At 68.1% G+C, this 14,439-nt stretch carries 11 protein-coding genes; 7 read left to right on the top strand and 4 right to left on the bottom strand.

All coding sequences use genetic code 11. The features are described from left to right. Positions 1 to 1,147 (top strand): tripartite tricarboxylate transporter permease (locus QMO14_RS19065; protein WP_301509008.1); only part of this gene is annotated, 1,147 nt, incomplete at its 5' end. A gap of 141 nt (positions 1,148 to 1,288) precedes the next feature. Here QMO14_RS19065 and QMO14_RS19060 read toward each other — a convergent pair. The 4 genes from QMO14_RS19060 to QMO14_RS19045 are packed head-to-tail and all read right to left on the bottom strand — an operon-like array spanning position 1,289 to position 7,887. Beyond that, on the bottom strand, positions 1,289 to 4,405 hold the full coding sequence (locus QMO14_RS19060; protein ID WP_301509007.1) for an efflux RND transporter permease subunit: 3,117 nt from the start codon (positions 4,403 to 4,405) through the stop codon (positions 1,289 to 1,291). 46 nt (positions 4,406 to 4,451) lie between these two features. Continuing rightward, on the bottom strand, positions 4,452 to 5,654 hold the full coding sequence (locus QMO14_RS19055) for an efflux RND transporter periplasmic adaptor subunit (RefSeq protein WP_301509006.1): 1,203 nt from the start codon (positions 5,652 to 5,654) through the stop codon (positions 4,452 to 4,454). Then, positions 5,651 to 7,192, bottom strand: coding sequence for an efflux transporter outer membrane subunit (locus QMO14_RS19050; protein WP_301509005.1), 1,542 nt, complete (start codon positions 7,190 to 7,192; stop codon positions 5,651 to 5,653). Before QMO14_RS19050 ends, QMO14_RS19055 begins: the two co-directional genes overlap by 4 nt. Beyond that, the gene (locus tag QMO14_RS19045; protein WP_301509003.1) at positions 7,189 to 7,887 is read right to left on the bottom strand and encodes a CerR family C-terminal domain-containing protein; all 699 of its coding nucleotides are present in this window, start codon (positions 7,885 to 7,887) and stop codon (positions 7,189 to 7,191) included. The genes QMO14_RS19050 and QMO14_RS19045 overlap by 4 nt, the downstream gene beginning before the upstream one ends. A gap of 135 nt (positions 7,888 to 8,022) precedes the next feature. On the opposite strand from QMO14_RS19045, the gene QMO14_RS19040 reads away from it, so the two are divergent. From QMO14_RS19040 to QMO14_RS19015, 6 genes are all read left to right on the top strand, one after another. Then, positions 8,023 to 9,549 (top strand): sigma-54-dependent Fis family transcriptional regulator, encoded by a 1,527-nt coding sequence (locus QMO14_RS19040; protein ID WP_301509001.1) that lies wholly within the window; start codon positions 8,023 to 8,025, stop codon positions 9,547 to 9,549. 89 nt (positions 9,550 to 9,638) lie between these two features. Beyond that, positions 9,639 to 10,763 (top strand): DUF4272 domain-containing protein, encoded by a 1,125-nt coding sequence (locus QMO14_RS19035; RefSeq protein WP_301508999.1) that lies wholly within the window; start codon positions 9,639 to 9,641, stop codon positions 10,761 to 10,763. A gap of 40 nt (positions 10,764 to 10,803) precedes the next feature. Then, positions 10,804 to 11,136 (top strand): hypothetical protein, encoded by a 333-nt coding sequence (locus QMO14_RS19030; RefSeq protein ID WP_301508997.1) that lies wholly within the window; start codon positions 10,804 to 10,806, stop codon positions 11,134 to 11,136. A 56-nt stretch (positions 11,137 to 11,192) separates the two neighbouring features. Beyond that, a complete protein-coding gene (locus QMO14_RS19025) occupies positions 11,193 to 11,420 on the top strand; it encodes a hypothetical protein (protein ID WP_301508995.1) in 228 nt (75 codons plus the stop codon). 132 nt (positions 11,421 to 11,552) lie between these two features. Next, positions 11,553 to 12,740, top strand: coding sequence for a substrate-binding domain-containing protein (locus tag QMO14_RS19020; protein WP_301508993.1), 1,188 nt, complete (start codon positions 11,553 to 11,555; stop codon positions 12,738 to 12,740). Positions 12,741 to 12,984: 244 nt separating this feature from the next. After that, complete coding sequence (locus QMO14_RS19015; RefSeq protein ID WP_301508991.1) at positions 12,985 to 14,436, top strand: PHB depolymerase family esterase; 1,452 nt, start codon at positions 12,985 to 12,987, stop codon at positions 14,434 to 14,436. Positions 14,437 to 14,439: the final 3 nt, after the last annotated feature.

The following is a 14,439-nucleotide window of genomic DNA, read 5'->3' as shown; positions in this document are numbered from 1 at the left end:
CATCGTCACGCTGTTCGCGCCTTTCGTGGCCGAGTTCGCGGTCAAGCTCGGCCCGCCGGAATACTTCATGCTGATGCTGCTGGCCTTCACCACCGTGAGCGCGGTGCTCGGCAAGAGCACGCTGCGCGGCATGACGGCGCTGTTCGTCGGCCTCGCGGCAGGCTGCATCGGCCTCGACCAGATCTCGGGCCAGGGCCGCTACACCGGCGGCATCCCCGAACTGCTCGACGGCATCGAGATCGTGCTGGTGGCCGTGGGCCTGTTCGCCGTGGCCGAGGTGCTGTACGCCGTGCTGTACGAAGGCCGCGTGGTCGAGGGCCAGAACAAGCTCAGCCGCGTGCACATGACCAGGCGCGACTGGAAGCGCTCCATTCCCGCCTGGCTGCGCGGCACCGCCATCGGCACGCCCTTCGGCTGCATTCCGGCCGGCGGCACGGAGATTCCGACCTTCCTGAGCTACGCCACCGAGAAGAAGCTCGCCAAGGACGCGGAAGCCAAGGCCGAGTTCGGCACCAGCGGCGCCATCGAAGGCGTGGCCGGCCCCGAGGCCGCCAACAACGCCACGGTGACGGCCGCGCTGATCCCGCTGCTCACGCTGGGCATTCCGACCTCGAACACAACCGCCATCCTGCTGGGCGCGTTCCAGAACTACGGCATTCAGCCTGGGCCGCAGCTCTTCACCACCTCGGCTGCGCTGGTGTGGGCGCTGATCGCGTCGCTGTACATCGGCAACGTGATGCTGCTGGTGCTGAACCTGCCGATGGTCGGCCTGTGGGTCAAGCTGCTGAAGATTCCGAAGCCCCAGCTCTACGCCGGCATCCTGATCTTCGCGACGGTGGGTGCCTACGGCATGCGCCAGAGCGCGTTCGACCTTTTCCTGCTGTACGCCATCGGCATCCTGGGCGTGGTGATGCGCCGCTTCGACTTTCCGACCGCCCCGGTGGTCGTCGGCATGATCCTCGGCCCGCTGGCCGAGGCGCAGCTGCGCAATGCCATGTCGATCGGCGAGGGCAGCGCGGCGGTATTCTTCCAGCGCCCGATGTCCATCGCGCTGGTCGTCATCGTGTTGGCCGTGCTGATCCTGCCGCGCCTGGCCAAGCGGATGAGCGAGCGAAAGCTGGCGAGACTGGCGCAGCTGGACGCCTGAGCCTGCCTGCTCCCTCTCCCCGTGGGGAGAGGGTCGGGGCGAGGGCGACGGCCTTCGCAAGAGCAGGTCGCCCCGACGAGCGCCGCAGCCCTCACCCTGGCTCCCCTGCCCGAGGGAAGAGGGGGCAAGAAAAGAGGACCGTCAGGCGGCAGGCCGATGTTCTTCGACCAGGTCGTCATCGATGTGCGGATCGGCAGGCTGCCCGCGCAGCCTGCGCACCGTGCGCCTGATCCAGTGCTCGATGTCGTCCACGTAGGTGAAGACGGCCGGCACCACCAGCAGGCTCAGCACGGTGGAAGTGATCAGGCCGCCGATCACCGCCATCGCCATCGGCGAGCGGAAGCTGGAGTCGGCCGCGCCGAAGCCGACTGCGATGGGCAGCATGCCCGCGCCCATGGCCAGCGTGGTCATGATGATGGGGCGGGCGCGCTTGTGGCACGCGTCACGCAGGGCGTCCCAGCGGCTCATGCCGTGATCGCGGCGCGCCACGATGGCGTACTCCACCAGCAGGATCGAGTTCTTCGTGGCGATGCCCATCAGCATGATGAGACCGATCAGCGAGGGCATCGACAGCGCCTTCTGCCCGATCAGCAGGCCCACGAAGGCGCCGCCCAGCGCGAGCGGCAGCGCGCACAGGATCGTCACCGGGTGCAGGAAGTCCTTGAACAGCAGCACCAGCACGATGTAGATGCACAGCACGCCCGTGAGCATGGCAAGGCCGAAGCTGGCGAACAGTTCGGTCATGACTTCGGCGTCGCCCACCTCGGCGATGCGTACGCCCGGCGGCAGTTTCTGGATCGACGGCAGCTTGGTCACCGCCGCCTTGGCGTCGCCCAGGCCCACGCCCGACAGCTCGATCTCGAAGTTCACGTTGCGCGAGCGGTCGTAGCGGTCGATCACGGCAGGGCCGCCTTCCATGCTCAGGGAGGCCACCTGGTTCAGCATGACCGGCCCGCGCGTGCCGGGCACCGACAGGCGCCCGAGCAGGTCGATGTCCGTGCGCGCCGAGTCTTCCAGCTTCACCACGATCGGCACCTGCCGCTGCGCGAGGTTGAGCTTGGCCAGCGACTGGTCGTAGTCGCCCAGCGTGGCCACGCGCAGCGTCTCGGCGATGGCGGAGCTGGTCACGCCCAGGTCGGCGGCGCGCGCGAAGTCGGGGCGCACGGCGATCTCGGGGCGGATCAGGCTCGCGGTGGAGGTGATGTTGCCCAGGCCCGGGATGGTGCGCAGGTCCTTCTCGACCGCGCTGGCGGCGCTGGCCAGCGCCACCGGGTCTTCACCGGTCAGCGCCAGGATGTACTTCTCGCCCGAGCCGCCCAGGCCCACCGTGCTGCGCACGCCGGGCAGGGTTTCGAGCGCCGCGCGGATCTGGTTCTCGATCACCTGCTTGCGCGGCCGGTCGCCGCGCGGGTCGAGCTTGATGGTGAGCGTGGCCTTGCGCGTCTCGGGCGTGCCGAAGTTCGCGAACGGGTCGCCGCCCGCGCTGCCGCCGGCCACCGTGGTGTAGACGCTCTTCACGTGCTGGATCTTCATCACGCGGTTGCGCGTTTCTTCAGCAGCGGCCGTGGTCTGCGCCAGCGTGGAGCCCGGCGGCAGCGACAGGTAGATCTGCGTCTGCGAGTTGTCGTCCGGCGGAATGAAGCCGGTCTTGAGCAGCGGGATCATCGCCAGCGAGCCGAAGAAGAAGAGGGTGGCCAGCACCATCGTCTTGAAGCGGTTGTGGGTGCTCCAGGTCACGGCGCGCATGTACCAGCGCATCCAGCCCGGTTCCTTCTCGGCATCGACCACGGGCTTGAGCATGTAGGCCGCCATCATCGGCGTGAGCACCCGCGCGACCACCAGCGAGGCGAACACCGCGAGCGATGCCGTCCAGCCGAACTGCTTGAAGAACTTGCCGGCCACGCCGCTCATGAAGGCCGTGGGCAGGAACACCGCGATCAGCGTGAAGGTGGTGGCGATCACCGCCAGCCCGATCTCGTCGGCCGCCTCCATGGCCGCCTGGTAGGGCGTCTTGCCCATGCGCAGGTGGCGCACGATGTTCTCGACCTCCACGATGGCGTCGTCCACCAATATGCCGACCACCAGCGACAGCGCCAGCAGCGAGATCACGTTCACCGAGAAGCCCAGAAGGTGCATGCCGATGAAAGCCGGAATCACCGACATCGGCAGCGCGATGGCCGAGACGAAGGTGGCGCGCCAGTCGCGCAGGAACAGCCACACCACCACCACCGCCAGGATGGCGCCCTCGTACAGCAGGTGCAGCGAGCCGTTGTATTCCTCTTCCACCGGGTCGACGAAGTTGAAGGCTTCGGTCAGCTCGATGTCGGGGCGCGCGGCGCGCATGTCGGCCAGCGCCTTCATCACCGCGTGGCCCACCTCGACTTCGCTGGCGCCGCGGCTGCGGGCCACCTCGAAGCCGACCACCGGCTTGCCGTTGAGCAGGGCAGCTGCGCGCGGCTCGGCGATGGTGTCGCTCACGCGCGCCACCTGGTCCAGGCGGATGCGGCGGCCGTCGCTCAGCGCGATCTGCATGTCGGCGAGCTGGTCGGCCGACTTCACCGTGGCCATGGTGCGCACCGGCTGCTCGCTGCCGCCCAGGTCGAAGCGGCCGCCCGCGCTCTCGGTCTGCACCTGGCGCAGCTGGCGCGAGATGTCCGCCGCCGAGGCGCCCAGCGCCTGCAGCTTGCTCGGGTCGAGGTCGATGTGCACCTGGCGCGTGACGCCGCCCACGCGGTTCACCGCGCCCACGCCGGGCAGCGCGAGCAGCTTCTTGGTGACGTCGTTGTCGACGAACCAGCTCAGCGCCTCGGCGTCCATGGCCGAGGAGGCGATGGTGAAGGCCAGCACCGGCTGCGCCGCGAAGTCGAGCTTGGTGACGACCGGGTCGCGCACGTCCGCCGGCAGGTCGGCGCGCACGCGCTGCACCGCGGAGCGCACGTCGTCCACGGCTTCCTGCACCGGCTTCTCGAGGCGGAACTCGACGATCAGCGTGGCGGCGCCGTCCTGCACCTTGGTGGTGATGTGCTTCAGGCCCTGCACCGTGGCGATGGAGTTCTCGAGCTTGCGCGCGACGTCGGTCTCAAGCTGCGAAGGCGCGGCGCCGGGCAGTGAGGCCGAGACCGTCACGGTCGGCAGGTCGATGTCCGGAAAGTTCTGCACCTTCATCGCGTTGAACGACAGCAGCCCACCGAAGGTGAGCAGTACGAACAGCATCACAGCCGGAATCGGGTTGCGTATGGACCAGGCGGAAACGTTCATGGGCGTGTCCTTTGCGCCATCTGGCTTTTCATTTCTTTTTTCTTCCTTACCTGGCAACGGCGGCGGAGGCCGCGCCCGCGGGGGCCGGCGGCGCCGACGTGGCCGCGGGCGAATCCACCACGCGCACCAGGTCGCCGTCATTGAGGAAGCCCGCGCCCTGCACAACCACCTGGGCGCCATCGGGCAGCGCGCTGGTGATCTCGATGCGGTCGTTCAGCCGCCGGCCGATCTGCACCTTCATCTGCGACACCTTGTTGTCGGGCTTCAGGATGAACACGTTGTTGAAGCCGTCGCGCGGCACCACCGCCGCCTGCGGCACCGTCGGCGCCGTGCTGCGGCCCAGTTCGAAATCGCCTCGGGCGAACATGCCGGCCTTGACGCCGGTGTTCTGCTGCACGTTGGGCAGGTCGACGTAAACCAGCGCCGCGCGCGTCTGCGGGTCGACCGTGGGAGCGATGCTGCGCACCTTGCCGCGCACCTGCGCGCCGCTGGCGCTGACCACGAAGGCGGTGGTGCCGACCGAGACGCGGCTGAGCTCGGCCGAGGTCACCTCTGCACGCCATTCGAGCCGGCCCTGGCGGATCAGGCGGAAGAGCTCGGTGCCCGCCGCGACCACGCTGCCCACCGTGGCGGTGCGCGCCGAGATCACGCCATCGTCGGGCGCCAGCACCTGCGTGTTGCGGCCGCGAACCTGCTGTGCGGCCAGCACGGCCTCGGCCGCTTCCACGCGCGCCTTGGCGGTCTGCTCGGTGGTCTGGTACTGGTTGATCTGCTGCTGGCTCAATGCGCCCGTGGCCTGCAGCGTGCGTGCGCGCGCGGCGTTGCCGGCGGCGTCGGCCGCGGTGGCGCGGGCCTCGGCCAGCGAGGCGCGTGCCTGCGCGATGTCGGCCTGCACCGTCTCGGGCGAGAAGACCGCGAGCACCTGGCCCTTCTTGACCGTGTCGCCCACGTTCACGCGCACTTCGGCCAGCTTCAGGCCGTTGGACTCGGAGCCGATCACCGCCTCCTGCCAGGCGGCCACGTTGCCGTTGGCCGCGAGCGTGAGCATCAGTTCGGTGGGCTCTGGCTTGGCCACGGTGACGGTCAGCGCGGGCCGGGGCGCGGCGGCACCGTCCTTGCCCTTGGTTGCCGCGACCTGCTCGCCGGCCTTGTCCGACGGCTTGCCGCCCCTCATGAAGAAGATCGCCGCGATGACGACGGCCAGCGCGATCAGCGCGATGGCGAGAGTGGAACGCTTCATTGTTTTCATGGCGACGTCGCGACCTTGGCGGCCGGGGAGGTGGTCATTGAGGACGATTCGAAAGAGGGACCCTGGGCGGCCTGGCGATTCCAGCCTCCGCCCATCGAGCGGTACAGCGCCACCCATGCCTCGGTGCGTTCGCGCTGCAGCGAGACGCGCGCGGTCTGCGCCGAGAACAGCGTGCGCCGCGAGTCCTCCAGCTCGAACAGGCTCGCGAGGCCGCTGCTGTAGCGCGCCTGCGCGGCGTCGAAGGAGGCCTGGTAGTTCTTCACCGCGGCATCGGCGTCTGCCGTGCGGGTATTCGTGGCGTCGAGGTTGACCAGCGCCTCCTCGACTTCGCGCACGGCCTGCCGCACGTTGGCACGGTAGAGCGACACGGCCTCGGCATAGCGCGCCTTGGCGGCATCGACGTTCGCCTTGCGCGCGCCGCCGTCGAGCAGCGGCACCGTCAGCGCGACGGGACCCACAGTCCAGGTTTCGAGCGACTGGCGCGCGCCGCTCACGCGGTACTGCGAGCGGCCGATGGAGCCCGACACCGTGAGCTTGGGGTAGCGCTCGGCCTCGGCCGAGCCCACGTCGGCGCTGGCCGATGCCACGCCGAGTTCGGCCGCGTAGACGTCGGGGCGTTGCGAGATCGCCTCGGCCGGCACGCTGGCGATGCTGCCCACGGCCGGCAGTGCGCGCTGCGCCGGCGCTGCCGCGAGCTTCTGTTCGAGCGTGCTTTCATCGATGCCGCTGAGCGCGACCAGCGCCTTGCGCTGCACGGCGCACTGGGCGCGCTGCTGCGTGAGCCGGCCAGAGGCGTCGGAGGCGCTGGCACGGGCCAGTGCCGCATCGGCGGGCGCGGTAAAGCCGGCCTTTGCCGACAGATCGGTGAGCCGCGAGGTTTCGGCACGCGAGCGCGCATCCGATTCGGACACACGCAGCTGCTGCTGGCAGGCGCGCTCGGCGAAATAGGCGTTGGCCGTCTCGGCCGCTACCGCCACGCGGGCGTCGTGCCACTTGGCATTGGCGCTGTTCTGCTTGGCTTCGGCGGCGTCGCGGTCGGCGCGCAGGCGGCCGAAAAGGTCGACTTCCCACTTCGACTGCAGGCCGGCCTGCAGCGTGGTGATCGGGGTGCTGGAAGACAGGCCGCCGCTGCTGCTACCCGAACCCGCGCCCGCACCCGCCCCTGATGGGCTGCCGCCGGAGACGCCCACCGGCCCTCGGCTTGCGGAGGCTGTGCCGTCGAGGCTGGGCAGCAGCGCCGCACCGGCCTGCACGCGTGTGAAGCGGGCCTCGGCCACGCGCGCGGCGGCGCTCGCGACGTTGGGGCTTGCGACCTCGGCTGCGGCGATGAGTTCGACCAGCAGCGGATCGTCGAGCTGGCTCCACCAGTTGGCCAGCGAGGCCAGCGAGCCGCCATGAGGCAGGGGGGCGTGCCATTGCGCAGGCATCGGTGCCTCGACCTGCGCGGGCGGGCGCGTCAGCGAGCAGCCCGACAGGCCGATGCCCACGCCCATGCAGAGGGTGGCCGTCAGTCTGGATCTGAATCGGAGTTTTCTCATTGTTTCTTCTGCTTTCTCTCGGCCTGCCTGCGCGCGGCCTCGGTCTGGACCAGCGCCAGCGCATAGGCCGTGAGCCGGTCGGCCCAGGCGTCGATGGCGCGCGGCGTGCGCAGCAGCGAGGGGCGGATGGCCTCGATGAAGTCCTGGCTCACGTAGAGCTGCATCGACAGCCCGGTGATCGCGAAGGTCAGGCGGTGGATGTCGTCGTCCGCCCGGTCCACCTTCAGGTGGCGGCACAGCAGCTCGGCGATGGCGCGGTGCGGTCCCTTGATGTCGCGCTCCAGCTCCTCGGCCCAGCGGCTCGTGGGCTCGAGCATCTCGCGCATGTGCAGCTGTATGCATTGCCGCACGATCTCGCCCTGCTTGAGCGGATCGATCATCGACACCATGCACATGCGCAGCGTGGCTTCGAGCGGCTGGCCGGGCACGTTGCAGGCGGCGATCAGGTCGCTGGAGTCGCCGCCCATCGGTTCGCTGAAGGTGGCCGCGTAGAGCCCCTCCTTGTCGCCGAAGTAGTAGCTGATGGCCGAGATGTTGACCTCGGCCTCGCGGGCGATCTCTCGCGTGGAAGTCTTGGCGAAGCCCTTCTGCGCGAACAACCTCAAGGCGGTATGCAGCAGCCGGTGGCGCGCCTCGGCGCCGTCTGCGCGCGGCGCGCGGCGAGGTGCCTGGGTGGTCGGGTCTCTCGCGTTCATGCCCGGCATTACACCATGCACAAAATCAAACGATTGATTAACTTAAGGCTTCCTGAAGGTCTTTTCCGGACTGTGCTCGTCGAAGCGAATCCTTAAGGCTTAAGGAGCGGGTCCTGCCCGCGCTACGATCCCGGCATGCCTGCAGCCCCCACCGCAACACCTTCGCTGCCTCTCGATGCCGAGGGCATTCTCGCGCTCGCCGCGCGCTCGATGTTTCATTTGTTTTCGAGCATCAGCCAGGGCATGTTCCTGGTCGACAGCACCGGGCGCATCGTGTGGGTGAACGAAGGCTACCGGCGCTTCCTGCCGGCGCTGGGCTTCTCGTCCATCGACGAGTTCATGGGCCACATGGTGGAGGACGTGATTCCCAACACCCAGATGCGGCGCGTGCTCGAAACCGGCGAGCCCATCCTGGTCGACCTGCTGACCAACAAGGCCGGCACCTTCGTCGTCAGCCGCATTCCGCTGCGCGAAGAGCGCGAGGGCGCGGAGGGCGGCATGGGCAAGGTCATCGGCGCGATCGGCATCGTGCTGTTCGACCAGCCCGAGACCACGCTGCAGCCGCTCATCAGCAAGTTCGCGCTGCTGCAGCGCGACCTCGACGACGCGCGCCGCGAACTCGCGAGCCAGCGCAACAACCCGCTCTACCAGCACTCCGGCGATGGCCAGCGGCGCTCCAAGTACACCTTCGCGAGCTTCATCGGCAGCAGCCCGGCGGCGGTGGAGGTGAAGCGGCATGCGCGTCGCGCGGCGCAATCGACGAGCCCGGTGCTTCTGCTGGGCGAGACCGGCACCGGCAAGGAGCTGCTGGCGCACGCCATTCATGCCTCGTCCGCACGAGCCAAGGGCCAGTTCGTCAGCGTGAACATCGCGGCCGTGCCCGACACCTTGCTGGAGGCCGAGTTCTTCGGCTTCGCACCCGGCGCCTTCACCGGCGCCGACCGCAAGGGCCGCGAAGGCAAGTTCAAGCTGGCCGATGGCGGCAGCCTGTTCCTCGACGAGATCGGCGACATGCCGCTGGGCCTGCAGGCCAAGCTGCTGCGCGCGCTGCAGGAAGGCGAGATCGAGCCGCTGGGCTCCAACAAGCTCGTCCCCTTCGACGCCCGCGTGATCGCAGCCACCTCGCGCGACCTGCCGGAGCTGGTGCGCCGCGGCCAGTTCCGCGAAGACTTGTACTACCGCCTCAACGTGCTGCCGCTGCGCGTGCCGCCGCTGCGAGAGCGGCGCGCCGACATTCCCGCGCTGGTCGAGGCGCTGGGCGAGGACATGGCGCTGCGCAGCGGCGAGGCGCCGCCCGAACTCACGCCCGATGCGCTCGCGCTGCTCGCCGGCCAGCACTGGCGCGGCAACATTCGCGAGCTGCGCAACGTGCTGGAGCAAGTCACGATGCGAAGCGATTCCCAGCGCATCGACGCCGTGCAGCTCGAGCGCATCCTGCGCGAAGCCGGGCTGGAGCAGATCGAACTGCCGGCCACCCTGCAGAGCGGCCACGACGCAGATGAAGAAGCCGCGCTGCTGCGCCCACTGGCGCAGCAGGTGGCCGAACTGGAGCAAAAGGCGATTGCGGCGGCGCTGGCGTCGACGGGCGGCAACAAGCTGGCGACCGCACGGCTGCTGGGGATTTCGCGGGCGACGCTGTACGAGCGCATGACAAACCAGTGAACGGCGGCGGCCGATGGCAGCCGAGGTCGCCCAACGTTGCCGGATCTCGACAGGATCCGGCCGGATTCAATCGAACGGGAGAGGATTCCATGAAGGGTTTGCTGACACGACTGAAAGCGCTGACTGGCTCGGCCAACGCACCGGCTCCGACGGCCACGGCGCCAACTGCACCGGAGCACGCCGAGGGCGTGCTCGTCAATGCCTACTGCACGCGAGCCGACGTGCCGGCGCTCGACTTCCCCCACACGCTGCATGCGCGCCGCGACCTGTCTGATCCGGAACTCGCGCCGCATCTCTCGGGCTTCGTGGGCTACGTGCTGAGCAGGGGAGACGGCGAGATGTCGCGCAACCGCTATCACGCGATGCGCCACATCCAGCGGGTGCAGCAGCATCTGAGCCTGTCGGTCGACGAGTCGCAACTCGACGCGTTGTCGTCGTGGGCGGAACGAGCGAATGCGCTCGTGTTCCTGCCTGATGGCGACATTCGCGACCCAAACGGACGGGTGCTGCTGTCCGCAGGGGGCCAGGAGCCCGATCCCGAGGCCGCGGTGCCATACCCCGAAGAAGCCTGGCAGCGCAAGGCGCGCACCGAGGCGCTGCTCGCCGCACGCCGGCTCGCGGTGCCCTCGCACCTGCCGCCGCTCGTCTGCGAGCCGGAGCTGCGCCCGCGCACGCCGCAGGACATGGCGGGCAGGGCGTTCGCGCTGCTGGCGGTAGCCGCGCGCGCGGAGTCAGTTGGCACCGGGGAGCCTCTGTCCACGGGCATGCTGTTCGACCGGCTGCGCTCGGCGCAGGCCAGCCTGTCGCCCGCGGAGCAGGCCTTTCTGGCCGACGACGCGCCGGACGAGTCGACCGTGGCGCAGTTCGTGTGGCGCTACGAATGCCTGTTCGTCCTGGAGTGGGCGCTGGGGCTGGCCGATGCGCTGCCGTTTCCATCGGCCATCTGCGATGTGCCGCTGGCCGCGCGGCTGATGCTGGAGGCCGGCGACACGGAAGGCGTGATGCACGCCATGAAGATGCGCTCGAACGGCGAGATCCTCGATGCGCTGGACATGCACTACCGGCTGCACTGGCTCGTGCGCCAGGCCCGCCTCAAGGACCAGGGGCCTGTGCAGGGCGTCGATGCCGGCGTCGTGCTGGAGCGCCATCGCGTGCTGAACTGGCTGGTGCGCTTCGAGGACAGCGCCTGGGATGACGTCGACACACCCACATGACAATCGCATTCGTTCCTGTCATTCCGTGACCCCGCCATCAATGAAAACACCGATCCGTTCCCTCGTCCTTGCCGCGGCGTGCTGCGCCGCCGGCCTGGCCAACGCCGCGCCCCAGTGCTCCGGCGAAGCCGTCGCCCGCGCAAAGAAGCTGCTGACCTTCCACTTCGGCGAGGACGACCGCATCCGCATCAGCCCCGACGTGAAGGAACTGCCGCCGATCCGCAACCCAGCCAACAAGAAGCAGCAGTTCAAGGTGCTGGAGGTGTGGGGCAGTGTCTACAAGGGCGAGTACCGGATGCGGCTCATCTACTACGTGTCGGGCAATGACTGCACGCTGATGGGCCAGGAAATCCTCGAGTACGCGAACCTGTGAGCGTCAAGGCACTGCGCTCCACCTTCGGGCCCAACTGCCATTGGTGCGGGCTGGCCATGGACTTCGACGAACCCGCGGGGCGCCCCGAGTCCGCCACCATCGAGCATCTGGTGGATTCGACCTTCGGCGGCGTGCGCTCCTCGAAGCACCGGCGCCTCGCGCATGCGGCCTGCAACCATGCGCGCAACGAGTTCCGGATGCAGGCCGAGCGCCAGTTCGAACAGTGGATCGCCGAGCGCAAGGCCTCCGCGAAAACCCTGACTGAAAATCAGACATTCGACTGAAATCCAGACATCGCAAGTGTTCTGAATTCAGTCGAAGAGCGTTCCTTCCGAATGGAGAAACGTTTGTTATCAATGGCTTAGCGGATGGCACGAACTGTGCAATATTCAGTCACCTTTTCCAGGAGACAAAGAATGAACCGTCGCCACCTCGTTGCCCTTGCCACGCTTGCCACCTGCGCAGCCGCCGCTCCGGCCTGGGCTCAGTCCAACGAAATCCGCATCGCCCACATCTACAGCAAGACGGGCGCGCTGGAAGCCTACGGCAAGCAGACGCAGACCGGCCTGATGATGGGCCTGAACTACGCCACCGGAGGCACGATGATGGTCAACGGCAAGAAGATCGTCGTCATCGAGAAGGACGACCAGGGCAAGCCCGACCTCGGCAAGTCGCTGCTGGCGGCGGCCTATTCCGACGACAAGGCCGCGCTGGCCATCGGCCCGACCGCCTCGGGCGTGGCGCTGGCCATGCTGCCGGTGGCGGAGGAATACAAGAAGATCCTGCTGGTCGAGCCGGCAGTGGCCGACTCGATCACCGGCGACAAGTGGAACAAGTACATCTTCCGCACTGGCCGCAATTCGAGCCAGGACGCGATCTCCAACGCGGTGGCAATCGACAAGCCCGGCGTCACCGTCGCCACACTCGCACAGGACAACGCCTTCGGCCGCGACGGCGTGAAGGCCTTCGGCTCCGCGCTCAAGAAGGCCAAGCTGGTGCATGAAGAGTACCTGCCGCCCGCCACCACCGACTTCACCGCCGGCGCACAGCGCCTGATCGACAAGCTGAAGGACCAGCCGGGCCGCAAGATCATCTGGATCGTCTGGGCCGGCGCGGGCAACCCGTTCAAGATCGTCGACCTCGACCTCAAGCGCTACGGCATCGAGATCGCCACCGGCGGCAACATCCTTCCGGCCATGGCCGCCTACAAGGCGCTGCCGGGCATGGAGGGCGCGGCCTACTACTACTTCGGCATCCCGAAGAACCCGGTGAACGACGCGATGGTGTCGGCCCACTACAAGGAATTCAAGACGCCGCCGGACTTCTTCACGGCCGGCGGCTTCTCGGCCGCGATGGCGGTGGTGACCGCGCTCAAGAAGACGGGCGGCGACACCAACACCAACAAGCTCATCAGCACCATGGAAGGCATGAGCTTCGACACGCCCAAGGGCAAGATGACCTTCCGCAAGGAAGACCACCAGGCGATGCAGTCGATGTACCACTTCAAGATCAAGGTCGACCCGGCATTCGCCTGGGGCGTGCCGGAGCTGGTGCACGAGATCAAACCCGAAGAGATGGACATCCCCATCAAGAACAAGAGGTAAGAGCTCGCCCCCAGGCTGCGCGCACTTCGTGTCGCTGCGCCAACCCCCTACCGGGGGCAACACCTGCGGCCCGGCAAAGCCGGTTCCGCGGTGCTTCTTGAATGTTCTCTGTTTCGCCCCGGAAGGCCGCCGGGCGAAGCGCCAGCCTGCGCCTTTCTTCGCGGCGGCGTGTTGTTCCCACGGCCGAATCGATTCGTCAGTCAGCAAAGCAAGCGTTCGATACCCACAACAGAAGGAGACAGCGATGCCAGCGATGAAATGGAAGAACTGGAAGGGACTTGCCGCGGCCGCGGCGATGACGGTGGCGGCGCATGCCGCGACGGCGGCGGTGCCGCTGCCGTCTCTCGGCGCCAACCCGGCGGAGGTGAGCGTGTCGGGCCTGTCGGCCGGCGGCTTCATGGCGGTGCAATTGCACGTGGCGTACTCGGCCACCTTCAAGCGCGGTGCGGGCGTGGTGGCGGGCGGCCCGTACTACTGCGCCGAAGGTTCGGTGCTCAATGCCACCGGGCGCTGCATGACCCACAGCACCAGCATCCCGGTTTCGTCGCTCGTGAGCACCACCAACAGCTGGGCCGCCAGCGGCGCGATCGACCCGGTGTCGAACATGAGCGGCTCCAGGGTCTACATGTTCTCGGGCACCTCGGACAACACCGTCAAGCAGGCGGTGATGGACGACCTGAAGACCTACTACCAGAGCTTCGTGCCCGCGGCCAACATCGTCTACAAGAACAACATCGGCGCCGGCCACGCGATGGTCACGGACGACTATGGCAGCGCCTGCAGCACCACTGCCGCGCCCTACATCAACAACTGCGGCTTCGACCTCGCGGGCGAGATCCTCACGCAGCTCTACGGACCACTGAACCCGCGCAACAACGGCACGCTGGGCGGCACCTTCACCGAGTTCAACCAGTCTGAATTCATCAGCGGCCACGGCATGGCCGCCACCGGCTGGATCTACGTGCCCCAGGCCTGCACCACCACCTCGTGCCGCGTGCACCTGGTGCTGCACGGCTGCAAGCAGAACTACACCGACGTGAGTGACCAGTACGTGCGCAAGACCGGCTACAACCGCTGGGCCGACACCAACAACATCGTGCTGATCTATCCGCAGACCAGCACGGCGGCCACCAACAGCTGCTGGGACTGGTGGGGCTACGACAACGCCGCCTACGCGAAGAAGTCGGGCCCGCAGATGGCCGCGATGAAGGCCATGATCGACCGTGTCACGGGCTCCTCCGGCGGCAGCGGCCTGCCGGCGCCCACCGGCGTCGGCACCTCGGGCGCGACCGCCAGCAGCATGGTGATCGGCTGGGCCGGCGTGAGCGGCGCCAGCGGCTACAACGTGTACCGCGGCGGCAGCAAGGTCAACGCCTCTCCGGTGGCCGCCACCAGCTACACCGACGCCGGCCTGGCAGCCTCCACCACCTACAGCTGGACCGTGGCCGCGCTCGACGCGAGCAACGTGGAAGGCGCGATGTCGGCGCCCGCCAGCGGCACCACCCTCGGCGGCTCCGGCAGCGGAACGTGCTACACCGCGAGCAACTACACGCACACCGTGGCCGGGCGCGCCTACGCGCTGTGGGGCCTGACCTATGCCTATGGCTCGGGCCAGTCCATGGGGCTGTGGAACATCTACGCGATCACCACGCTGAAGCAGACCGGCCCCAACTACTACGTGATCGGCACCTGTTGAGGC

This window comes from Variovorax sp. CAN15 (assembly GCF_030462475.1).
Taxonomy (GTDB): Bacteria; Pseudomonadota; Gammaproteobacteria; order Burkholderiales; family Burkholderiaceae_C; genus Variovorax.
This window is presented reverse-complemented; position numbering and strand designations above follow the sequence as displayed.

What these genes read in the sequence shown, in the direction of transcription:
- QMO14_RS19060 (WP_301509007.1), bottom strand. Translation starts at nt 4,405, where the DNA reads ATGAACGTTTCCGCCTGGTCCATACGCAACCCGATTCCGGCTGTGATG.
- QMO14_RS19055 (WP_301509006.1), bottom strand. Translation starts at nt 5,654, where the DNA reads ATGAAAACAATGAAGCGTTCCACTCTCGCCATCGCGCTGATCGCGCTG.
- QMO14_RS19050 (WP_301509005.1), bottom strand. Translation starts at nt 7,192, where the DNA reads ATGAGAAAACTCCGATTCAGATCCAGACTGACGGCCACCCTCTGCATG.
- QMO14_RS19045 (WP_301509003.1), bottom strand. Translation starts at nt 7,887, where the DNA reads ATGAACGCGAGAGACCCGACCACCCAGGCACCTCGCCGCGCGCCGCGC.
- QMO14_RS19040 (WP_301509001.1), top strand. Translation starts at nt 8,023, where the DNA reads ATGCCTGCAGCCCCCACCGCAACACCTTCGCTGCCTCTCGATGCCGAG.
- QMO14_RS19035 (WP_301508999.1), top strand. Translation starts at nt 9,639, where the DNA reads ATGAAGGGTTTGCTGACACGACTGAAAGCGCTGACTGGCTCGGCCAAC.
- QMO14_RS19030 (WP_301508997.1), top strand. Translation starts at nt 10,804, where the DNA reads ATGAAAACACCGATCCGTTCCCTCGTCCTTGCCGCGGCGTGCTGCGCC.
- QMO14_RS19025 (WP_301508995.1), top strand. Translation starts at nt 11,193, where the DNA reads ATGGACTTCGACGAACCCGCGGGGCGCCCCGAGTCCGCCACCATCGAG.
- QMO14_RS19020 (WP_301508993.1), top strand. Translation starts at nt 11,553, where the DNA reads ATGAACCGTCGCCACCTCGTTGCCCTTGCCACGCTTGCCACCTGCGCA.
- QMO14_RS19015 (WP_301508991.1), top strand. Translation starts at nt 12,985, where the DNA reads ATGCCAGCGATGAAATGGAAGAACTGGAAGGGACTTGCCGCGGCCGCG.